Here is a 20,745-nt window from a genome sequence, read left to right as displayed (position 1 = left end):
ATGTCCCGCCACACCAAGATCGTCGCCACGCTCGGCCCCAGTTCGTCGGACCTGCCCGTACTCGAACGCATGGTGCAGGCAGGCGTCGACGTGGTCCGGATGAATTTTTCCCATGGCAGCGCCGACGATCATATCGCCCGCGCCGAGGCCATCCGCGAGGCCAGTGCCCGGGCCGGACGCCCGGTGGGCATCCTCGCCGATCTGCAAGGCCCCAAGATCCGCGTCGGCAAGTTCGCAGGCGGCAAGGTCACGCTGCGCGAGAACGCCGATTTCGTCCTCGACGCCACCTGCGCCGAGGGCAACGAACAGCGTGTCGGCCTCGACTACGCCGACCTGCCCAAGGACGTGGGCCCCGGCGACATCCTGCTGCTCGACGACGGTCGCCTCAAACTGCGCGTCGAGCGGGTGCTGGGCACCGAAATCCATTGCACCGTGAAGGTCGGCGGCGTGCTCTCCAACAACAAGGGCATCAATCGCCAGGGCGGCGGCCTGTCGGCCCCGGCGCTGACCGCCAAGGACATGGACGACATCCGTACCGCGGCGAAGATCGGGGTCGATTTCGTCGCCGTCTCCTTCCCCAAGAGCGCAGCCGACATGTACATGGCGCGCCAGCTGCTGCGCGCCGCCGGCGGCAAGGCGCTGCTGATCGCCAAGATCGAGCGGGTCGAGGCGGTGGCCAATCTGGAGGAGATCCTCGACGCCTCCGACGGCATCATGGTGGCGCGTGGCGACCTCGCCGTGGAAGTGGGCGACGCCGCGGTGCCGGCGCTGCAGAAGAAGATGCTGCGCGCGGCGCGCAACAAGAACAAGCTCACCATCACCGCCACCCAGATGATGGAATCCATGATCAACAGCCCGGTGCCCACCCGAGCCGAAGTCTCCGACGTGGCCAACGCGGTGCTCGACGGCACCGACGCGGTCATGCTCTCGGCGGAGACCGCCGCCGGCAACTACCCGGTCGAGGTCATCGAGGCGATGTCGCGCATCTGCCTCGAGGCGGAGAAATCCAACGAGGTGATGCTCGAGCGCGACGTGCTCGCCCGCACCTTCACCCGCATCGACCAGTCCATCGCCATGGCGGCGATCTGGACCGCCTACCACCTCAAGGTCAAGGCCATCGCCGCGCTCACCCAGACCGGCTCCACCGCGCTGTGGATGAGCCGCCTGAACTGCGGCGTGCCCATCTATGCGCTCACCCCGGAGAAGGCGGCGCGCAACCAGATGACCCTGTACCGCGACGTCTATCCGCTGCTCATGTCGCAGACCCACCAGGATCGCGACGTGCTGCTGTGGGAGGCCGAGCAGATCCTGCTCGACCAGGGCGTGGTCGAATACGGCGACATGATCGTGCTCACCATCGGCGAGCCCATCGGCTCGAGCGGCGGCACCAACACCCTCAAGATCGTGCGCGTCGGCGATCATCCGGCGCCGGGAGTGACTGACTAGGGTCTGGTAGGCTTCACTCCACAATCGAACAGCTTCCAGGTGCCCGCCCCGGCGGGAGAATCGGGAATGCGGTGACGGGCGCCTCGCCCGGATTCCGCAACGCGCCCAGCGCTGTGAGGGGGACGCGCGCGACACACGCCACTGAGCCATCGGGAAGGCGTCGCACGCGGATGACCCCGAGTCAGAAGACCGGCCCGGAAGCCATCACACGGTATCGGCAAGGCCGGGTCGATGCCCAACACGCTTGAGCAAGGGGAATCATGCAAGCGTCCAATGCCCTCCATGCGCACGCCTTCAGTCGCGAAGAGCGCGCCACCATCTACCGCAACATGCTCGCCCGCCGCGACGTGCGCAGCCAGTTCGTGCCCGATCCGGTGGACGACGCGGTGCTCGCCCGCATCCTCACCGCCGCCCACTTCGCCCCCTCGGTCGGCTTCATGCAGCCGTGGAGCTTCGTGCTGGTGCGCGACCCAGCCGTCAAACAGCGCGCACATGAAGCCTTCACCCAGGCCAATGCCGAGGCCGCCGACATGTTCGAGGGCGCGCGGCGCGAGGCCTACAAGTCGCTACGGCTCGAAGGCATTCTCGAAGCGCCGGTCAACCTGTGCATCACCTGCGACCGCGACCGCGACGGCCCGGTGGTGCTCGGTCGCACCCACCAGAAGGCCATGGACCTGTACAGCACCGTATGCGCAGTGCAGAACCTGTGGCTGGCGGCACGCGCCGAGGGCCTCGGGGTGGGCTGGGTGAGCATCTTCCACAAGGCGGCGATCCGCGACATCCTGCAACTGCCCGAGCGGGTGATGCCGGTCGCCTACCTGTGCATCGGCCACGTGAGCCACTTTCTCGACCGGCCGGAACTGGAAGCGGCCGGCTGGCGCGCACGGTTGCCGCTCGATCAACTGATCCACTTCGATTGCTGGGACGGCGCCAGCCCCTCGGGCGACGCCCTCAAGGCCCATCTGCGCGAGGCCCAGGCGCTCGCAACAAACGGTTGCCCACCGCTGTGATGCGTTGCATCACAACTTTGATCCGGGCAAGGTAAAATCACGGGATCGTCCGGGCGGCATCAGCACCGTCGCCCGACCCCAACGACACTCTGGAGAGACCCCATGCCGCTCGTGTCCATGCGACAGCTTCTCGACCACGCCGCCGAAAACGGCTACGGCCTGCCCGCGTTCAACGTGAACAACCTCGAACAGGTCCAGGCCATCATGGAAGCGGCCAGCGAAACCGACAGCCCGGTGATCATGCAGGCCTCGGCCGGCGCGCGCAAATACGCGGGCGAAGCCTTCCTGCGCCACCTCATCGATGCCGCCGTCGAGGCCTATCCGCACATTCCCGTGGTGATGCACCAGGACCACGGTCAGTCGCCCGCCATCTGCATGGCCGCCATGCGCTCGGGCTTCTCCTCGGTGATGATGGACGGCTCGCTCATGGAAGACGGCAAGACCCCGTCCTCCTACGAATACAACGTGGACGTGAGCCGCAAGGTGGTCGAGATGGCGCATTCGATCGGCGTCACCGTGGAAGCCGAGCTGGGTTGCCTGGGCTCGCTCGAGACCGGCATGGCCGGCGAGGAAGACGGCATCGGCGCCGAGGGCGTGCTCGACCACAGCGCCCTGCTCACCGATCCGGACCAGGCGGCCGACTTCGTCAAGCAGACCGACTGCGACGCCCTGGCCATCGCCATCGGCACCAGCCACGGCGCCTACAAGTTCACCCGCAAGCCCACCGGCGACATCCTCGCCATCGACCGCATCAAGGCCATCCACCAGCGCCTGCCCAACACCCACCTGGTGATGCACGGCTCCTCCAGCGTGCCGCAGGAGCTGCTCGAGATCATCCGCCAGTACGGCGGCGACATGAAGGAAACCTACGGCGTGCCGGTCGAGGAGATCGTCGAGGGCATCAAGTACGGCGTGCGCAAGATCAACATCGACACCGACATCCGCCTCGCCATGACCGGCGCGATCCGCAAGTTCCTCGCCGAGAACCCGTCCAAGTTCGACCCGCGCGAGTACAACAAACCCGCCCGCGAGGCCGCCAAGCAGGTGTGCAAGGCCCGTTACGAGGCCTTCGGCTGCGCCGGTCAGGCGAGCCGGATCAAGCCCGTGTCGCTGGAAAAGATGGCCGCGCTCTACAAGGCTGGCGAGTTGCGCCAGGTGGTGCGCTGAGGGGCGGGAAACAGGCCCCCACGCTCGCTGCGCTCGCTGCCCCCCGAGGGGGCTGCACCGCCCTTGGGGCGGCCCGGCGGGCGGTGCGCTCGGCCCCCACGCTCGCTGTGCTCGCTGCCCCCCGGGGGGGCTGCACCGCCCTTGGGGCGGCCCGGCGGAGAGTGGACTGCCCCCACGCTCGCATCCGCTCGCTGCCCCCCCCGAGGGGGCTGCTCCGCCCTTGGGGCGGCCCGGCGGGCGGTGCGCTCGGCCCCCACGCTCGCATCCGCTCGCAGCCCCCCGAGGGGGCTGCACCGCCCTTGGGGCGGCCCGGCGGAGAGTGGACTGCCCCCACGCTCACATCCGCTCGCTGCCCCCCGAGGGGGCTGCACCGCCCTTGGGGCGGCCCGGCGGGCGGTGCGCTCGGCCCCCAATGTGGGACGGCATCCTGAGCGGTGCCGTTTTTTGTGACCTGGACGATTCATGGACCACTGCTTCACCTACGGCTCGCTGATGTGCGAGGACATCTTCACCGCGGTCACCGGTCTGGTGCTGAGGCCGGAAGCGGCCGTCCTCGAGGGTTATGCCCGCCACCCGGTGATCGGCACCGACTACCCGGGCGTTCGCCGCCGCGACGGCGCCCGGGTGCCCGGCAGGCTCTACCGCAACGTCAGTCCGGCCGGCGTGGCCTACCTCGATCGCTTCGAGGGCGACGAGTATCGGCGCGAGCGGCTCGAGGTCACCCTGTGCGACGGACACACCGTCGCGGCCTGGGTCTATGTGTTCGACACCGCCCAGGGGCATCGCCTCGATGCCGGCCCGTGGGACTTCGAGCACTTCCTGCGTGAAGGCAAGGCGCGCTTCCTGCTGCGCCATCCTCCTGCACCGCTGTAACACGCCCCGTCACCGGCTGTTCGGGCCCGGCCCGGGCTGTTACATTAAGTGCCTTGCCGAGCACTGCGCCAACGTCATGACCCTTTTCGAAGAACATCCGCTGCGCCACGCCCTCAACGAAGAGGTCCACGCCCGTCCGTCGGTGCCCCTGACCGGGCCGACCCGCATCAGCTACCTGGCCTTCGTCCATGCCAACGGCAGCAGCGATCGCGAACACCATCATCTGGAACAGCTCGCCCAGCAGCTGGGCATCGATCTGCCCGAGACCGGCAAGGGTCACATCCTGATCGACGCCGGCGACTTCCGCCTCAAGTGGGAGCGCCACACCGAGTTCTCGAGCTACACCTTTTTCCGCGACGTGCCCGACAACGAGCCCGAGGACACCACCGCCCTGCTCGCGGTACCGGCCGCCTGGCGCAAGGCGATTCCCGGGCAATTGCTGGTCGCCTCCCACGTGGCCGTGCTCGACGCCCGCGCCTATCCGCCGCAGCAACGGCTCGAGGGCTACCGCGATCCGTCGCAGATGTGGGTCATCTCGCGCTTTGCCGACAACGCCGGCTGGATCTTCACCGATTTCCGCATCCACGACGGGTTCTCCCGCTTCACGGTCATCGACGAGCGCCTCGACCGGCGCCAGGCGGGCCGCAACGTGCAACGCCTGCTCGAGATCGAGACCTACCGGCTCATGGCGCTGCTCGCCTTCCCGGTCGCCAAGGCCGTCGGCCCGGTGCTCACCGAGGCGGAAAACGAGCTGGCCGATCTCATGGACACCATGGGCCGCGCCCAGACGCCCGACGACGAGCGCGACATCCTCGCCCGCCTCACCCGGCTGTCCGCGCAGGTGGAGCAGTCGGTGGCGCGCACCACGTACCGATTCGGTGCCGCGGCGGCCTACTATCGCCTGGTCCAGCAACGCACCCACGAGCTGCGGGAAACCCGCTACGCCGGTTTTCCCAGCATCGGCGACTTCATCGAGCGCCGGCTGGCACCGGCGGTGAACACCTGCGCCGCCATCGCCCACCGCCAGGAAGAACTGTCCGCCCGCGTCGCCCGCAACAGCCAGTTGCTGCGCACCCGCGTGGACATCGAGCTGCAGCAGCAGAACCAGTCCCTGCTGGGGCAGATGAACCAGCGCGCCAAGCTGCAGCTGCGCCTGCAGGAAACGGTCGAAGGCCTGTCGGTGGTCGCCATCACCTACTACGCCTCGCAGCTGGTCAACTACCTGTCCAAGGGCGCCAAACCCTTCATCAAGCCGCTCACGCCGGAGATCATCACCGCGGTGTCGATCCCGGTCATCGCCGGCCTGGTCGCCCTCGGCCTGCACCGGATGCGCAAGCATCTGGCCGCGGCCGAGGCGCATGAGTGATGCCATCAATGAGTGATGCCATCATCGTGACAGGGGTCACTGTCGGCCCGTGCGAATGACGCCATAGTCGGGCGACTCGACGTTCGCCCCCACCTCCATGCTATTCACCAGCGCGGCATTCGCCTTCCTGTTCCTGCCGATCACGGTCGCGGGCTTCTTCCTGCTGCCGCAAAAGTGGCGCCCCTGGGGCGCGAGCTGGCTGTTCGTGGCGTCCCTGTTCTTCTACGGCTACTGGATGCCGAGCTACGTGGTGCTGCTGCTCGTGTCCATCGTCTGGAACTACCTGGCGGGCATGCGCATCGCCGCGGCCGGGGGGCGCACCCCGGGGGGCCGCTTCTGGCTCATCCTCGGCGTCACGGTGGATCTGCTGCTGCTGGCCTACTTCAAGTACGCCGCCTTCCTGGTCAACAGCGTCGCCGCCGTGAGCGGGCTGGACCTGGGCCCGGTGCAGATCACCCTGCCGATCGGCATCTCCTTCTTCACCTTCACCCAGATCGCCTTCCTTGCCGACGCCTATCAGAAGGGAACGCGGGAATACGCCTTTTCCCACTACGGCCTGTTCGTCACCTACTTCCCGCACCTGATCGCCGGCCCGGTGCTGCATCACGCCCAGATGATGCCGCAGTTCCGCGACGCCTCGACCTACCGCCTCAACACCGGCAATCTGGTCGGCGGGCTGGCCATCTTCGCCCTCGGCCTGTTCAAGAAGGTCGTCCTCGCCGACGGGGTCGCGCCCTACGCCGACGGCGTGTTCAACGCGGTTCACCACGGCGCCACCCCCGATCTGGTGGAAGCCTGGATGGGCGCGCTGGCCTACACCTTCCAGCTCTATTTCGACTTTTCGGGCTACTCGGACATGGCCATCGGCCTGTCGTGGATGCTCAACATCCGCCTGCCCTACAACTTCGATTCCCCCTACAAGGCCCTGTCCATCAGCGATTTCTGGCGCCGCTGGCACATGAGCCTGTCCAACTTCCTGCGCGACTACCTGTACATTCCGCTAGGCGGCAACCGCAAGGGGCCGACACGGCGCTACGTGAACCTGTTCATCACCATGCTGCTGGGCGGGCTGTGGCACGGCGCGGCGTGGACCTTCGTGGTCTGGGGCGGGCTGCACGGCCTGTACCTGGCCATCGACCATGCCTTCAGCGCACTCATGGCGCGGATCGCACCGCGCTGGACACGGCATGTGATCTACCGCTTGGCGGCCTGGGCACTCACCTTCCTGAGCGTGGTCGTCGCCTGGGTGTTCTTCCGCGCCGAGAGCTTCACGTCCGCCTTCCGCATCCTCCATGCCATGACCGGGCACCTGCCGGCAGCCGACCAGCCGCACACCATCCTGTGGAACGACGGCCTGGCGGTCGCCACCGGCGTGCTCTGGTGCGCGGTCCTCGGCGCGCTCGCCTTCCTCGGGCCGAACAGCAACCGGATCGGCGAACGGACGCTGGCACTGGTGCGCGAGCGCGCCGGGCTGCGCGCCCTGCTCGCCGGCGCCGTCACCACGGCGGCCATCCTGCTGGTACTGATCAACGAGACGCGCGACTCGCTCAGCGCCTTCATCTACTTCAACTTCTGAGGCCGCCCATGCTCCGAAAAACGGCCCTCTTCCTGCTCGGCGCGCTGCTCCTGCTGGTGGCGCTCGAAGCGGTGCTGCAGTGCCTGCCGGTGTCCACGTCGACGATGGTCGGCCACTACATCGACCCGGCCATCCAGACCTACCCGCCGCACCACCGCTTCACCGTCGCCACCGGCTGGGATCTGAAGAACGCCCGCACCCACCGCACCAACAACTACGGCTTCGTCGACGACCGCGACTTTCACCCCGACCCGCGCGCCATCGCCGTCATCGGCGACAGCTTCATCGAGGCGAACATGCTGCCCGCGTCCGCCCGCATCGGCCCGCAGCTGGAGCGGATTCTCGGCGTGCCGGTGTATTCGATGGGCGTGCCCGGCACCAGCCTGCTCGACTACGCGCGCCGCGCCCGCTTCGCCCACAAGACGCTCAAGATCGAGCGCTTCGTGTTCGTGATCGAGACCGGCGACGTGCGCCAGATGCTGTGCGGCTCCGGCAACTACGATCACGACTGCATCGACCCGAAGACCCTGCAGCTGCGCGAGATCTCGGCCGCACCGGCCGGCACGCTCAAGCAGATCGTGCGCCACTCGGCGCTGGCGCAATACCTGTTCTCGCAGCTGCGCGTCGATCCCGGCCAGTGGCTGCATGCCGTCAAGGCCTGGTTCGCGCCAGCCGCCGCCCATGGCGCCACCGGCACCAAACCCAAGGCGGACACCAACCCGGTCTCGCCCGCCCTGGCCGACACCCTGATCACGGATTTCTTCGCCGCGCTGCCGGCGACCACCCAACCGCCGCTGATCGTGATCGGCACCTCGCATGCACGCGGCCAGAGCGCCCGCTGGAACGCCGCCGACATGCAACAGCTCGCCGAACGCGCGACGGCGGCCGGCATGCCCGTGGTCCGGCTGGCCGAAGCGTTCGAACAGTGGCAGGCCCGCACCGGGTTGTCGACCGCCGTCGGCCCCTACGACGGCCACTGGAACGCAGCGGCCCATCGCGTGGCCGCCGAAACGGTCGCGGCCGCCATGGGACACCCGGCGCAATGAGCGATTCGGTCCCGAGGCCCGGTATAATTCGCCTTTGTCCCATGAAAGTCGCACGCCATGACCTCGCCCCTGTTTGAATCGACCCTCCGCTCCCTGCCTCTGCTCGGTCGCGGAAAAGTGCGCGACATCTACGCCGTCGACGACGAAAAGCTGCTGATCATCACCTCCGACCGGCTCTCCGCCTTCGACGTGATCCTGCCGGACCCGATTCCGCGCAAGGGCCAGGTGCTCACCGCGCTGGCGAACTTCTGGTTCGACCGGCTCGCCCACGTGGTGCCGAACCAGCTCACCGGCATCGCCCCCGAAGACGTGGTCGCCGCCGACGAGCGTGATCAGGTCGTCGGCCGTGCGCTGGTGGTCAAGCGCCTCAACCCGCTGCCCATCGAGGCGGTGGTGCGCGGCTACGTGATCGGCTCGGGCTGGAAGGACTATCAGCTCACCGGCGCCATCTGCGGCATCCCGCTGCCGCCCGGGCTGCAGCAGGCGGCCAAACTCCCCGCGCCGATCTTCACCCCGGCCTCCAAGGCCGAAGTCGGCGACCACGACGAGAACATTTCCTTCGCACAGGCCCAGGCGCGCACCGAGGCGGTGCTGGCCGGCGCCCTGGCCGGCACCGGCGTCACCGGCGCCGCGCTGACCGAAGACGCCCGCCGTGTCGCCATCCAGCTGTACGAGGAAGCGGCGGCGTACGCGGCCGGGCGCGGCATCATCATCGCCGACACCAAGTTCGAGTTCGGCATCGACGCGGCCGGCACGCTGCACCTGATCGACGAGGCGCTCACGCCCGACTCATCGCGCTTCTGGCCGGCGGATCAATACCGGGAAGGCATCAGCCCGCCGTCCTTCGACAAGCAGTATGTGCGCGACCACCTCGAGACGCTCGACTGGGACAAGCGTGCCCCGGGGCCGCATCTGCCCGCCGAGGTCATCGAACGCACCAGCGCGAAATACGTCGAAGCCTACGAACGCCTCACCGGCAAGACGCTGCCCTGAGCCCTGCATCGACGGGGCGACCCCGGGCCGCCCTGCGCTTATGCCAGGCACATGATGCAGCGCAACTTTTCAATTCCCCGCACGCGATCTAAAGTGGTTTCACGATGCCCCGGACAAGGAGCGTGTGCATGGAAAAACCGGCAGATTTTCTGTCGCAGCATTTTGCGATCCCCCACATTCGTGAAGTGACGCCCCAACGCCCGCTCGACTGGCTCTCGCGCGGGTGGAGCGACATGCGCGACAACCTCGGCGCCAGCGTGTGCTACGGCCTGTTCTTCGCCGTGATCGGCTATGCGCTGCTCACCTTCGCAGCGCCGCGTCCCTACCTGTTCACGACGGCCATTTCCGGCTTTCTGCTGGTCGGCCCGCTGGCCGCCGCGGGGCTCTACGAGATTTCCCGGCGCCATGAGCGCGGCCGCAATTCCTCCTTCCGATCCTCGCTGGCCGGCCTGCGTCGTCGCGCCGACGTGCTGCTCCATTTCGGACTCCTGCTGGCCTTGCTGCTGATTGCCTGGGAGCGGATCTCGGCGGTGGTGTTCGCCCTGTTCTATGCCGACAACGTCCCCGATCTGGGCAATTTCCTCCAGTCGATCATCTTGTCCGGCGAGCATACTGCCCTGCTGGTCGCCTATCTCTTCGTGGGCGGCACGCTGGCGGTGCTGGTGTTCTGCGCCACCGTGATTGCCATCCCCATGATGATGGCGCGTGACACCGACATGCTCACCGCCATGGCGACCAGCGCCCGGGCGGTGGCGGTCAACCCGTTGCCGATGCTCGTGTGGGCGGTACTGATCGTGGCCCTCGTGGCCATGGGCTTCGCCACCCTGATGGTCGGCATGGTGATCCTGCTACCGCTGCTCGGCCACGCGAGCTGGCACGCCTACCGCGACATGGTGGGCTGACATCCCGTTCGACCCGAAGCGGACCTACCCGGCCCGCCGCCCCCGGCCACACGCGCCGGGGGCTTGAATTTGCCCCTTCCGCCCCCGATCTACTCCGGGTACGCCTGTCACCCCGCCGGGCTGCGTGCGCCTGTACAATGCGCGCGGCCATTCCCACGGAATTCACGCATGAGCACGCTCGCAGACAACCCGCTGCTGGACTTCACCGACCTCACCCACTTCGATCGCATCACCCCGGCCCATGTCGAACCGGCGATTCGTCATCTGCTCGACGACGCGCGCAAGACCATCGACGCGCTGGCACAACCGGCGACGCCCGCCACTTGGGACGATTTCGTCGTCCCCATGACCGAGGCGACCGAGCATCTCGGACGCGCCTGGGGCGTGGTCGGCCACATGCACAGCGTGATGGACACGCCGGACTGGCGTGCCGCCTACAACGCACTGCTGCCCGAGATCAGCCGCTTCTTCGCCGAGCTGGGGCAGAACCAGGCGGTGTACGAGAAGTACCGCCAACTGGCCAACAGCACCGCCTTCGATCGGCTCCCCCCGGTGCGCCAACGCATCGTCGAACATGAACTGCGCGACTTCCGCCTCTCCGGTGCCGAACTGGCCGACGATCGCAAGCCGCGCTTCCAGGCCATTCAGGAAGAGCTGTCGAGCCTGGCGGCGGGCTTCTCGGAAAACCTGCTCGACGCCACCAACGCCTTCGCCGAATTCGTCGATGACGCGGCCGAGCTGACCGGCCTGCCCGACGACGTGATCGCCGCGGCGCGGGCGGCGGCCGAGCGCGATGGCAAGGCCGGCTGGAAGTTCACCCTGCACATGCCCAGCTACCTGCCGGTGATGCAGTACGCGGACAGCGCCCGCCTGCGCGAGACCATGTACCGCGCCTACGCGACCCGCGCCTCGGAACAGGGCGAAGCCAAATGGGACAACGGGCCGCTGATGGGCCGGATCCTGGCGCTGCGTGCCGAGGAGGCGAAGATGCTCGGCTTCGAAAGCTATGCCGAGCTGTCGGTGGTGCCCAAGATGGCCGACAGCCCGGCTCAGGTGCTGGCCTTCCTCAACGATCTGGCCGGCAAGGCCAAACCCTTTGCCGAGCGCGATCTGGAGGAACTGAAGGCCTTCGCCCGCGAGCGCCTGGGCATGGCCGAGATGCACCCCTGGGACGTGGCCTACGCCAGCGAGAAGCTGCGCCACGCCCGCTATGATTTCTCCGAGAACGAGGTGCGCCAGTATTTTCCGGAGCCCCGGGTACTCGATGGCCTGTTCGGCGTCATCGAATCGCTCTACGGCGTGCGCCTCGCGCGAGACACCGCGCCGACCTGGGATCCGTCGGTCACGGTGCTGCGCATCGAGCGCGACGCGCGCCTGATCGGCCAGCTCTACCTCGACCTGCACGCCCGCGAGACCAAACGCGGCGGCGCCTGGATGGACTCGGCGCGCAGCCGCCAGAACAGCGGCGGCCGCCTGCTCACCCCGGTGGCGTACGTGGTGTGCAACTTCGCTCCCCCGGTCGGCGACAAGCCGGCCACCCTGAGCCACGACGACGTCACCACGCTGTTCCACGAGTTCGGTCATGCCCTGCATCATCTGCTGACCGAGGTGGACGACGTGGCGGTGTCCGGCATCCACGGGGTGGAATGGGACGCGGTCGAGCTGCCCAGCCAGTTCATGGAGAACTTCTGCTGGGAATGGGATGTGGTGTCGGGCATGAGCGCCCATGTGGACACCGGCGCCCCGCTGCCGCGTGCGCTGTTCGACAAGATGGTGGCCGCGCGCCACTTCCAGAGCGGCATGCAGATGGTGCGTCAGCTCGAATTCAGCCTCTTCGACCTGCGCCTCCACCACGAAGTCGAGGCGGACCAGCCGGTGGCGGTGGAGACCATCCTCAAGCTGCTCGACGAGGTGCGCCGCCAGGTCGCGGTGCTGATGCCGCCCCCCTGGCACCGCTTCCCGCACAGCTTCTCGCATATCTTCGCGGGCGGCTATTCGGCCGGTTACTACAGCTACAAGTGGGCCGAAGTGCTCTCCGCGGATGCCTTCGCCGCCTTCGAGGAAGCCGGCGAAGGCCGGCATTCACTGCTCGACCGCGACACCGGCGAACGCTTCTGGCGCGAGATCCTGGCGGTCGGTGGCAGCCGGCCGGCGATCGAATCGTTCCGCGCCTTCCGCGGTCGTGAGCCGCAGGTCGAGGCGCTGCTACGCCACAGCGGCATGCTCGAAGCGGCCTGAATCACGGCGGATGTCGCCAGCGGCGAAGAAGTGATCCTTCGCCCGCTTGGCGGCCTTCTTGGCTGCCGCGGCGCTGGAGGCGACGCCTTCGGGATCGATGGCGCAACCGGGCGGCACGGTCACCACGCCGACGCTGATCGAGGTCAGCGGAAAGAAGGTCTCGTGCCCGCGGCGGTCTTCGGAGACGAAGCCGCCACGGGCCAGTTCCGCATCGTCGAACAGACATCGGGCGCGTCGGTTGAATTCCTCGATGATCGCCTCGCAGCGCTCGACCCAGTCCGGACTCTGGAACAGGACGACGAAGTCGTCGCCGCCCACGTGGCCGAGAAAATCACAGCGGCTGTCGCAATGGCGCACCATGACCGCCGCCGCCAGCTTGATCATTTCGTCTCCGCGCCAGTAGCCGTACAGATCGTTGTAGGGCTTGAAATGATTGAGATCGAAGTAGGCCGCCGAGAACGGCGCCTCGGCCCCCAACAATCGCCGGATATGGTCGGTGATGGGGATGTTGCCGGGCAGACAGGTCAGGGGGTTGGCCAGGCGCGCGGCCTCGATGCGGCGCTCGGTCACCGCCCGCACCAGGCGCTCGCCGGTACCGAGGCCGGCATAGGCACCCCCGTCGGTGACGATGAAACCGTCGGTCAGATAGCGCTGATCCTCGCCGAGCATCACCGTCGCCAACGATTCGATGCCTGAATACCGGTCCACCCGCAGCGGGTTGGGGTCCATGAAGATGGCACAGGGGCGGCGGCCGAACAGGTCGATGTGAAAGGGTTGCGACATCTTGTCGGTGAACTTCTGCCGGTTGATGAGCCCGATCGGCCGGTCATCCTGAACCACGGCCAGGGCGTGCACATCCTCGTGGCGACCAAAGGTGCGCAACACCGCCTCGCAGCTGTCCCCGGGCCGGACCGTCGGCGCATGGACGAGCAGCGACTCGACGGTCTCGAGCACATTGCGCCGCTGTGCCGGCATCGGCGCACTGGCGAGCCCTGCCTGCGCGAGCCACGCGCACACCTCGGTGCGCAGCTCGCGCGCCGGTGCCGGATGCGGACGTCCGAGCAGATAGCCCTGGGCGAACTGGCAGCCCAGATCCCGCGCCACCATCAGATCCTCGCGCGTCTCGATGCCTTCGATCACGACCGGCGTGTCGAGGGCCTCGGCGAGCTGAAACAGGGACTTGAGCACCGCATGCTTGCGCGCGTCGACATGGGCATCGCGCACGAAGAAGCGGTCGAACTTGACCAGTTCGGGCTTGAGCTGCGTCCACAGGCGCACGCTCGAGCGACCATCACCGAAGTCATCCAGCGCCAGCTTGATGCCGGCATCGCGCAACACCGCCACCGTCCCCGCAAAGCGGTCGATGTCGGTGACCCGTTCGTGCTCGGTCAGCTCGAGCACGAGCCGCGCTTCCGAGATGCCATGCTCACGCGCCGTGGCAATCAGGCCACCACCGCCGGGCTCGGCGAACGACGCGATCGTCCCGGCGCTGGCATTGAGGAACAGCAGCCCCGGCAACTGCAGCCGGGCGAAGGCCTTGATCGCCTCCAGGCAACTGAGCCGCTCCAGCTCCAGCGACAGACCAGCATAGCGCGCCACCTCGAGCATGCGCTCGGGCGAGGCCAGCTCGCTGCCGGCGGGCCCACGCATGAGCGCTTCGAAACCGTGCAGCGTCCGCTGCGACAGATGTGCGATCGGCTGGAATTCAAAGCCCAGCGCCCGGGTCGAGATGATCTGCTCGATCCGCGTCACGCTTGCCAGCGTTTTTGCCCGTGCCAACACCTTCACTCCCCAGTTCAGATACCAGGCAGATCAACGGCGCGGCGGCCACCCGCTTGAATGAAGCTTTCGTGACACGTCGCGCCCGAGCGCCGACGCCCCGGCACCTCAACTGCTGGCACAATGGCACCCGGATCAAGACTTCGGAACCCGCCCCCCATGAGAATCGCCACCTGGAACGTCAACTCCCTCAAGGTTCGCCTCCCCCACGTCCTCGACTGGCTGGCCGCCGAGAAGCCCGACGCCCTGTGCCTTCAGGAGCTGAAGATGGAGGACAAGGCGTTTCCGCTCGAGGCGCTGCAAGAGGCCGGCTACCAGGCGATCTTCAACGGCCAGAAGACCTACAACGGCGTCGCCATCCTCTCGCCGCAGCCGCTGGCCGATCCGGTGCGGGACATCCCCGGCTTCGAGGACGCGCAGAAGCGCATCATCGCCGGCACCCTCGGCGACGTGCGCATCATCTGCGGCTACTTCCCCAACGGCCAGGCCGTCGGCTCGGAAAAGTTCGAATACAAGCTGCGCTGGCTCGCTGCGCTCACCGAATGGGTCCGCGCGGAAATGGCCGTCCATCCCAAGCTGGTGCTGACCGGTGACTTCAACATCGCCCCGGAGGACCGGGACGCCCATCCGGACTGGAAGGACGAGATTCACGTCTCCGCGCCCGAGCGCGAAGCCTTCCGTGCGCTCACCGAACTGGGACTCACCGACGCCTTCCGGCTGTTCGAGCAGGAAGAGCGCAGCTTCTCCTGGTGGGATTACCGCATGGGCGCGTTCCGGCGCAACTTCGGGCTGCGCATCGACCATCTGCTGGTGAGCGAGGCGCTAACGGGTGCCAGCACCGCCTGCTGGGTGGACAAGGCGCCGCGCAAGCTGGAGCGCCCCTCCGACCATGCCCCGGTGGTGCTCGATCTCGCCCCGTGATGCCGACCGGCGTGATCCTGCTGCACGGCAAGTGGGATACGCCGCCGTTTGCGGTCGCACCACTGGCGCGAGTCCTCACCGACGCTGGCTACACCGTGCGCTTGACCGTCTGGCCGTGGGCCCTGCGGCGCCTGTACGACCAAGCGCTCGAGCAGGTCCACGAAGGACTCGCCGCGCAGATCGCCGAGCTGCGCCGTTCCGGCTGCCAGCGCGTCGTCCTGTGCGGTCACAGCCTCGGGGGCGCCGTCGCGCTGGCCCATGCGGCCCGCCACGGCGGCGTCGACGCGCTGGCGCTGCTCGCCCCGGGGCATTTTCCCGAGCGTCTGGCCGACGAAGGGCTGACCACGGAAGCGCTGGCACAGGCCCGGCAGGCCGAGTCGGCGACAGCACGCATGCCGCTGGTGGACGTGCATCAGGGCCGAACCCGGCGCCTGCGCGTCGCGCCGGCCGTCTATCTGGATTACTTCGAACCGGTCGGCCCCCTGGTGTGGCCGGAGAACACCCGGCGCCTCGCACCCGAAGTCCCGATGCTGTGGGTCGTGGGCCATGGTGACCCCGCGGCACGGCTCGGAATGGACTATGCTTTCGCGCGCACGCCGGCGCATCGACTCGATCGCTATGCACGCATCGCGGCCGACCACGCCACGACACCGCAAGCCGGCGCAGCACACGTGATGGACTGGCTGCGCACCCTGGACACGACCTCATGAACGCATCCGAAGAACTCGCCGATCGCTACCCCGTCCTCGCCGCCCTGTCGCCCGAGGCGCGCACGCAGTTGTTCGAACGCGCCCAATGGATCAGTGTGCCTGCCGGCACCGTGCTCTTCGACGACCATCAGGCGTGCGAGGGCTTTCCCTTCGTGCTCAGTGGCTCGATCCGGGTGATCAAGGCCTCTGCGCAGGGACGCGAACTGCCCCTGTACCGCGTCGCCCCCGGCGAGACCTGCGTGATCTCCTCCGCCTGCCTGCTCGGCCACGAGGACTACAACGCCCGCGGCATCACCGAGACGGACACCGTTCTGGCGCTGCTGCCCAAGGGCGTGTTCGACGCCCTGCTGGCCGAGCCGGCGTTTCGCGGTTTCGTCTTCCATCTGTTTTCGGAACGGATCGCCGAGCTGATGCAACTGATCGAGGAAGTGGCCTTCCACAAGCTCGACCAGCGCCTCGCCGCGCTGTTGCTGGGCAAGGGGCGCCTCCTGCACACCACGCACCAGCACCTGGCCGACGAACTGGGCAGCGTGCGCGAAATCGTCAGTCGCCTGCTCAAGGGCTTTGCCGCGCAGGGACTGGTCCGGCTCTCGCGTGAGCAGGTGGAGATCCTCGATCCGGCCGGCTTGCGGCGCATCGCCGCCGGTTGACGCAAAAAGGGCCGCCCGGTCGGCGGCCCTCGGGTATCGCGCCCGTCAGACCCGGAAGCGCCCGACGGCTTCCTGCAGGCCCACGGCCTGGCGCGCCATGTCGTGCGCCGAATCGACGGTCTTGCCGATGGCCGCGTCGTTCTCCCGCGCCATCGCGGCGATGGCCTCGATGCTCTGGGTGACCTGTTCGTTGGCCGCGCGCTGGGCCTCGGTGGCCTCGGCGATGTCGTCGAGGCCGCTGCGCACCTCGGCCGCCGAGGCGTTGGCCGCCTCGAGCACCCCGGCCACGTCGTCGGCGGCCTTGCGCGAGCTGTCCAGATGACCGCGACCGCTGTCCAGCGACGCGCGCACCTCACCCGACTGCTTGGACAGGGTGGTGGTGATGGCATCGATCTCGCCGGCCGAACGGGCCGACTTCTCGGCCAGCTTGCGCACCTCGTCGGCGACGACGGCGAATCCACGCCCCTGCTCGCCGGCGCGTGCCGCCTCGATGGCCGCGTTCAAGGCCAGCAGGTTGGTCTGCTCGGCGATCTCGCGCACTTCCTGGGTCATGTGATTGATGGAGGTGGTCGACTCGACGAAGGCATTGACGGTCTCGTCCATCTGCACCACCGCCCGCTCCACGTGGTCGACCTCGCCCATCAGGTGACTCAGGCGGTGCTTGCCTTCCTCGGAACGGGCCAGGGACTCGTGCGACAGGTCGCGTACGCGCTCGGCACTGGCGGCGATGTGCGCGGTCTTCTGCATCAGTTCTTCCATGGCCTCGGCGGCAGCCACCGACTGACGGTTCTGCTGGTGCGATCCGTCGGCGAGGCGGCTCGCGCTGTCCGACACCCCACGGGCCACATCGGCGACGGTCCCGGCCGATCCACCCACCTGGCGGACCAGATCGCCGATCGTGGCGAGCATCTGGTTGAAGCTCTCGGCGGCGCGACCGATCTCGTCGCGGTGGGTCACGTCGAGGCGACGGGTCAAGTCACCCTTGCCGTCGGCCAACTCCGCCAGAGAGCCGGTCATGTGCGCCAGCGGCGTGGTGACGAAGCGGCGAATGAAGAAGAAGATGAAGGCCATCAACGGAATGGAGACGAGCAGCGCGAACAGCGTGCTCTTGGTCCGGAAGGCGCTGACGGCCGCGTTGACCTTGGCCAGATCGATCTTCATGCTCACCGCGCCCAGCGTGGTGCCTTCGCTGACCATGTGGCAACTGAGGCAGTTCTTGCCCAGGTAGTTGGTGGATGCCACCGCCGGCACGACGACGCGCAGGTATTCGCCGATCTGCGGATCGCTTTGCAGCTCGGACATGGGCTTGCCCGACGCCATCGCCCGCTGTTCGAAGTCATCCACCACCTTGCCGTCGCTGGCGGCCCCGGGGCCGAACTGCTTGGTGACGGGTTCGCCGCGAATCACCCGCAGATCGCGCACCGACGACAATTCCTTGATCTGGTCGAGAAACACGTCGCGCTGCGCGACCGTGCCGGTGATCATCATCCCGGTCAGCCCCGCCATGGTCATGTCGTGCACCGACAGCGCAAACTCCCGCGCCTGGTCGATGGCCGTGTCCCGGTTGACCTGGGTCTCCCAGTAGATCATCGCCCCGAACGCACACACCAGCATCGCACCGATGACGGCCGTGAGCCGCAGCCAGATCGGTGTATCGGATACCCTCTGCATCATTCCCTCCCCTAAGCCCGCACAGGCGCCGGCCGGTCGCGAACCGGAGGCCCCTGCCGGGGGCGCCCAGCCACTAAGCCGAAAGCAATAACCCCTGCTTCAGGCCCGACCGTGACACGGCTGATTTATGTCTTCAGTGCATTATCGGCAGGACGACGCGACACTTTATCGCTGCGCGCATCCGCCACGGCGGCCCGGCTATGTAACCTTGGTTACAGACACCAGGGCGGCCGGATGATGCAATGCACACACTGACACCTCACTCCAAGCGGGAGCGCATCATGAAAACGAATGTGGGCGGTATCGACAAGATTCTTCGCATCGTCGCCGGCCTGGCCCTGATGGCCTGGGCACTGATGGGCGGGCCGGTGTGGGCCTGGATCGGCATCGTGCCCCTGGCGACCGGCCTGATGGGCTGGTGCCCGGCCTACACCTTGCTCGGCATGAACACCTGCCCGATGAAGAAGCCGTGACGGCCCCCGCCAGCCGGGCGACGGAAGATTTCCGTCACCCGGCTGGCGGGCCGACGCCTCACAGGGCGTTGGCGATGCGGACGAAATCGGCCACCGCGAGGCGCTCGGCCCGATCGCCCGGGTCGATGCCCAGGCGCTCGAGCCCGGCCTCGTCGATGAGACCGCGCAGCGTATTGCGCAGGGTCTTGCGGCGCTGGCCGAAAGCGGCGGTCACCACCTGCGAGAGGATCTCTTCGTCCCTGGCTTCCAATGCCTCGGCCGGTCGCGGCACCAGGCGCACGATGCTCGAGATGACCTTCGGCACGGGTCGGAAGGCGCCCGGCGGCACGTCGAACAGGCGTCCCATGCGAAAGCGGTACTGAAGCATGACCGACAGGCGCCCGTAGTCGCCCGACCCGGGCGCCGCCACCATGCGCATGACCACCTCCTTTTGCAGCATGAAGGTCATGTCACGCACCCGGTCGGCGAATCGCGCCAGATGGAACAGCAGCGGTGTGGAGATGTTGTAGGGCAGGTTGCCCACCACGCGCAGGTCGTCACCGAGGCGGGCGAAGTCGAATTTGAGCGCGTCGCCCTCGTGGACCGTCAGTTGCTCCGGCAGGTAGCGCTCATGCAGGCGCGCGATCAGGTCGCGATCGATCTCCACGACCTGCAGATGCCCCACCCGCTCGAGCAGCGGATCGGTCATGGCCCCCAGCCCGGGGCCGATCTCGACCATGTTCTGGCCGCGCTGGGGCGCGATCGCCTCGACGATCTTGCGAATGATGTTGGGATCGGACAGAAAATTCTGGCCGAAGCGTTTCCGGGCTTGATGGGTCAAGGGCGTATCCGGTCGGCGGCGCAATGGGCGAAGTGGGCGATTATAGAGCGCCGCCCGGGGAAATGCCCGTGTCCGCGGGCGGCCACCAGCGATCGGCCCGCCGGCCTGGACGCCCTATCGGGCACCGGCGCCGGCCATCTCGAAGGCCAGGCGCACGGCCGCGAACAGGCTGCCGGGGTCGGCACGCCCCGTCCCTGCCAGATCGAGTGCGGTCCCGTGATCGACCGAGGTGCGGATGATGGGCAGGCCGAGGGTGACATTCACGCCACCACCGAAACTCGCGTGCTTGAGCACCGGCAGCCCCTGATCGTGATACATGGCGAGCACGGCGTCGCCCCGGGACAGGGTATGCGGCACGAACAGGGTATCGGCCGGGAGCGGGCCGAGCAGACACATGCCGGTCTGGCGCAGGCGCTCGAGCACCGGCTCGATGACGTCGATTTCCTCGCGCCCCATGTGACCGCCCTCGCCGGCATGCGGATTGAGGCCGGCGACGAGGATGCGCGGCTGCGCCAGGCCGAAACGGGTACGCAGGTCGTGATCGAGGATCTGCAGGGTTTCCGCCAGGGCGGTGGGCGTGACCGCCGCGGGCACTGCCGCCAGCGGCAGATGGGTGGTGAGCAGCGCCACCCGCAACCCGCCGCCGACCAGCATCATCACCACCCGTGAGGCGGCGGTCGCCTCGGCCAGGTATTCGGTGTGGCCGGAAAACGCGATGCCGGCGTCGCAGATGACGCCCTTGTGAACCGGCGCGGTCACCATGCCCGCGAACTCGCCGCGCACACACCCGTCGATCGCCCGATCGAGCATCGCCAGCACGCTGCGCGCGTTGCCGGCGTCGAGACATCCTGCCCGCGACGGCACCGAGATCGGCGTATGGAGCACTTCCAGGGTGCCGCGCGCAGCGGGCATACCGGGATCATACGATTGCAGCGGCACGGACACGCCGACTTGAGCCATCCGCTCGGCCAGCAGCGCCTCGTCGGCCAGCACGACCACCCTGCCGGGCCAGTCGTGCCCGGCCAGTTTCAGGCACAGTTCAGGGCCGACGCCGGCGGGCTCGCCACTGGTGATGGCCAGAACGGGAGCGGCGTCGGCCATGGC

Annotated in this window: 18 protein-coding genes and 1 riboswitch; of the genes, 14 read left to right on the top strand and 4 right to left on the bottom strand. The window is 67.8% G+C overall.

Going from position 1 to position 20,745, the window contains the following annotated elements; all coding sequences use genetic code 11:
* From pyk to G3580_RS05585, 10 genes are all read left to right on the top strand, one after another.
* Complete coding sequence (pyk, locus tag G3580_RS05630) at positions 1 to 1,446, top strand: pyruvate kinase (protein WP_173764334.1); 1,446 nt, start codon at positions 1 to 3, stop codon at positions 1,444 to 1,446.
* Positions 1,447 to 1,466: 20 nt separating this feature from the next.
* Positions 1,467 to 1,658: riboswitch (cobalamin riboswitch) on the top strand.
* Positions 1,659 to 1,706: 48 nt separating this feature from the next.
* The gene (gene bluB / locus G3580_RS05625; RefSeq protein ID WP_173764333.1) at positions 1,707 to 2,456 is read left to right on the top strand and encodes a 5,6-dimethylbenzimidazole synthase; all 750 of its coding nucleotides are present in this window, start codon (positions 1,707 to 1,709) and stop codon (positions 2,454 to 2,456) included.
* A 102-nt stretch (positions 2,457 to 2,558) separates the two neighbouring features.
* Positions 2,559 to 3,623, top strand: coding sequence for a class II fructose-bisphosphate aldolase (gene fba, locus G3580_RS05620; RefSeq protein ID WP_173764332.1), 1,065 nt, complete (start codon positions 2,559 to 2,561; stop codon positions 3,621 to 3,623).
* Between the two features lie 462 nt (positions 3,624 to 4,085).
* Positions 4,086 to 4,496, top strand: a complete 411-nt coding sequence (locus G3580_RS05615) for a gamma-glutamylcyclotransferase family protein (protein ID WP_173764331.1) — start codon at positions 4,086 to 4,088, stop codon at positions 4,494 to 4,496.
* Between the two features lie 76 nt (positions 4,497 to 4,572).
* Positions 4,573 to 5,862, top strand: coding sequence for a DUF3422 family protein (locus tag G3580_RS05610; protein ID WP_173764330.1), 1,290 nt, complete (start codon positions 4,573 to 4,575; stop codon positions 5,860 to 5,862).
* A 97-nt stretch (positions 5,863 to 5,959) separates the two neighbouring features.
* Positions 5,960 to 7,438 (top strand): MBOAT family O-acyltransferase, encoded by a 1,479-nt coding sequence (locus G3580_RS05605; RefSeq protein WP_173764329.1) that lies wholly within the window; start codon positions 5,960 to 5,962, stop codon positions 7,436 to 7,438.
* An 8-nt stretch (positions 7,439 to 7,446) separates the two neighbouring features.
* A complete protein-coding gene (locus tag G3580_RS05600; RefSeq protein WP_173764328.1) occupies positions 7,447 to 8,484 on the top strand; it encodes an SGNH/GDSL hydrolase family protein in 1,038 nt (345 codons plus the stop codon).
* A 57-nt stretch (positions 8,485 to 8,541) separates the two neighbouring features.
* Positions 8,542 to 9,477 carry a phosphoribosylaminoimidazolesuccinocarboxamide synthase gene (locus tag G3580_RS05595; protein ID WP_173764327.1) on the top strand — a complete coding sequence of 312 codons (936 nt, stop codon included), beginning with the start codon at positions 8,542 to 8,544 and terminating at the stop codon, positions 9,475 to 9,477.
* Between the two features lie 128 nt (positions 9,478 to 9,605).
* Positions 9,606 to 10,379, top strand: a complete 774-nt coding sequence (locus G3580_RS05590) for a DUF2189 domain-containing protein (RefSeq protein ID WP_173764326.1) — start codon at positions 9,606 to 9,608, stop codon at positions 10,377 to 10,379.
* 168 nt (positions 10,380 to 10,547) lie between these two features.
* Positions 10,548 to 12,617, top strand: coding sequence for a M3 family metallopeptidase (locus G3580_RS05585; RefSeq protein ID WP_173764325.1), 2,070 nt, complete (start codon positions 10,548 to 10,550; stop codon positions 12,615 to 12,617).
* Here G3580_RS05585 and G3580_RS05580 read toward each other — a convergent pair.
* Positions 12,585 to 14,396, bottom strand: coding sequence for an EAL domain-containing protein (locus tag G3580_RS05580; protein WP_173764324.1), 1,812 nt, complete (start codon positions 14,394 to 14,396; stop codon positions 12,585 to 12,587). The two genes, G3580_RS05585 and G3580_RS05580, sit on opposite strands and share 33 nt — an antisense overlap.
* Positions 14,397 to 14,555: 159 nt before the next feature.
* Between G3580_RS05580 and xth the strand changes: the two genes are divergently transcribed.
* Genes xth through G3580_RS05565 form a run of 3 tightly spaced genes read left to right on the top strand, consistent with a single transcriptional unit; the run spans position 14,556 to position 16,677 of the window.
* On the top strand, positions 14,556 to 15,317 hold the full coding sequence (xth, locus tag G3580_RS05575; protein ID WP_173764323.1) for an exodeoxyribonuclease III: 762 nt from the start codon (positions 14,556 to 14,558) through the stop codon (positions 15,315 to 15,317).
* On the top strand, positions 15,317 to 16,027 hold the full coding sequence (locus G3580_RS05570) for an alpha/beta fold hydrolase (protein ID WP_228720841.1): 711 nt from the start codon (positions 15,317 to 15,319) through the stop codon (positions 16,025 to 16,027). Before xth ends, G3580_RS05570 begins: the two co-directional genes overlap by 1 nt.
* On the top strand, positions 16,024 to 16,677 hold the full coding sequence (locus G3580_RS05565) for a Crp/Fnr family transcriptional regulator (protein ID WP_173764321.1): 654 nt from the start codon (positions 16,024 to 16,026) through the stop codon (positions 16,675 to 16,677). The genes G3580_RS05570 and G3580_RS05565 overlap by 4 nt, the downstream gene beginning before the upstream one ends.
* A 45-nt stretch (positions 16,678 to 16,722) precedes the next feature.
* On the opposite strand, the gene G3580_RS05560 is transcribed toward G3580_RS05565, so the two are convergent.
* Positions 16,723 to 18,351 carry a methyl-accepting chemotaxis protein gene (locus G3580_RS05560; RefSeq protein ID WP_323847999.1) on the bottom strand — a complete coding sequence of 543 codons (1,629 nt, stop codon included), beginning with the start codon at positions 18,349 to 18,351 and terminating at the stop codon, positions 16,723 to 16,725.
* A 278-nt stretch (positions 18,352 to 18,629) separates the two neighbouring features.
* Between G3580_RS05560 and G3580_RS05555 the strand changes: the two genes are divergently transcribed.
* Positions 18,630 to 18,821: a YgaP family membrane protein gene (locus tag G3580_RS05555; protein WP_173764320.1), complete on the top strand. Its 192-nt coding sequence runs from the start codon at positions 18,630 to 18,632 to the stop codon at positions 18,819 to 18,821.
* Between the two features lie 58 nt (positions 18,822 to 18,879).
* Here G3580_RS05555 and rsmA read toward each other — a convergent pair whose 3' ends face one another.
* Both rsmA and pdxA read right to left on the bottom strand, forming a co-directional pair.
* Complete coding sequence (gene rsmA / locus G3580_RS05550) at positions 18,880 to 19,641, bottom strand: 16S rRNA (adenine(1518)-N(6)/adenine(1519)-N(6))-dimethyltransferase RsmA (protein WP_173764319.1); 762 nt, start codon at positions 19,639 to 19,641, stop codon at positions 18,880 to 18,882.
* A 114-nt stretch (positions 19,642 to 19,755) separates the two neighbouring features.
* Complete coding sequence (gene pdxA, locus G3580_RS05545) at positions 19,756 to 20,742, bottom strand: 4-hydroxythreonine-4-phosphate dehydrogenase PdxA (RefSeq protein WP_173764318.1); 987 nt, start codon at positions 20,740 to 20,742, stop codon at positions 19,756 to 19,758.
* Positions 20,743 to 20,745 lie beyond the last annotated feature (3 nt).

It is taken from the genome of Nitrogeniibacter mangrovi (assembly GCF_010983895.1).
Classification (GTDB): Bacteria; Pseudomonadota; Gammaproteobacteria; order Burkholderiales; family Rhodocyclaceae; genus Nitrogeniibacter; species Nitrogeniibacter mangrovi.
This window is presented reverse-complemented; position numbering and strand designations above follow the sequence as displayed.

Coding starts and splice junctions, on each gene's coding strand:
- pyk (WP_173764334.1), top strand. CDS start 1: ATGTCCCGCCACACCAAGATCGTCGCCACGCTCGGCCCCAGTTCGTCG.
- bluB (WP_173764333.1), top strand. CDS start 1,707: ATGCAAGCGTCCAATGCCCTCCATGCGCACGCCTTCAGTCGCGAAGAG.
- fba (WP_173764332.1), top strand. CDS start 2,559: ATGCCGCTCGTGTCCATGCGACAGCTTCTCGACCACGCCGCCGAAAAC.
- G3580_RS05615 (WP_173764331.1), top strand. CDS start 4,086: ATGGACCACTGCTTCACCTACGGCTCGCTGATGTGCGAGGACATCTTC.
- G3580_RS05610 (WP_173764330.1), top strand. CDS start 4,573: ATGACCCTTTTCGAAGAACATCCGCTGCGCCACGCCCTCAACGAAGAG.
- G3580_RS05605 (WP_173764329.1), top strand. CDS start 5,960: ATGCTATTCACCAGCGCGGCATTCGCCTTCCTGTTCCTGCCGATCACG.
- G3580_RS05600 (WP_173764328.1), top strand. CDS start 7,447: ATGCTCCGAAAAACGGCCCTCTTCCTGCTCGGCGCGCTGCTCCTGCTG.
- G3580_RS05595 (WP_173764327.1), top strand. CDS start 8,542: ATGACCTCGCCCCTGTTTGAATCGACCCTCCGCTCCCTGCCTCTGCTC.
- G3580_RS05590 (WP_173764326.1), top strand. CDS start 9,606: ATGGAAAAACCGGCAGATTTTCTGTCGCAGCATTTTGCGATCCCCCAC.
- G3580_RS05585 (WP_173764325.1), top strand. CDS start 10,548: ATGAGCACGCTCGCAGACAACCCGCTGCTGGACTTCACCGACCTCACC.
- xth (WP_173764323.1), top strand. CDS start 14,556: ATGAGAATCGCCACCTGGAACGTCAACTCCCTCAAGGTTCGCCTCCCC.
- G3580_RS05570 (WP_228720841.1), top strand. CDS start 15,317: ATGCCGACCGGCGTGATCCTGCTGCACGGCAAGTGGGATACGCCGCCG.
- G3580_RS05565 (WP_173764321.1), top strand. CDS start 16,024: ATGAACGCATCCGAAGAACTCGCCGATCGCTACCCCGTCCTCGCCGCC.
- G3580_RS05560 (WP_323847999.1), bottom strand. CDS start 18,351: ATGATGCAGAGGGTATCCGATACACCGATCTGGCTGCGGCTCACGGCC.
- G3580_RS05555 (WP_173764320.1), top strand. CDS start 18,630: ATGAAAACGAATGTGGGCGGTATCGACAAGATTCTTCGCATCGTCGCC.
- pdxA (WP_173764318.1), bottom strand. CDS start 20,742: ATGGCCGACGCCGCTCCCGTTCTGGCCATCACCAGTGGCGAGCCCGCC.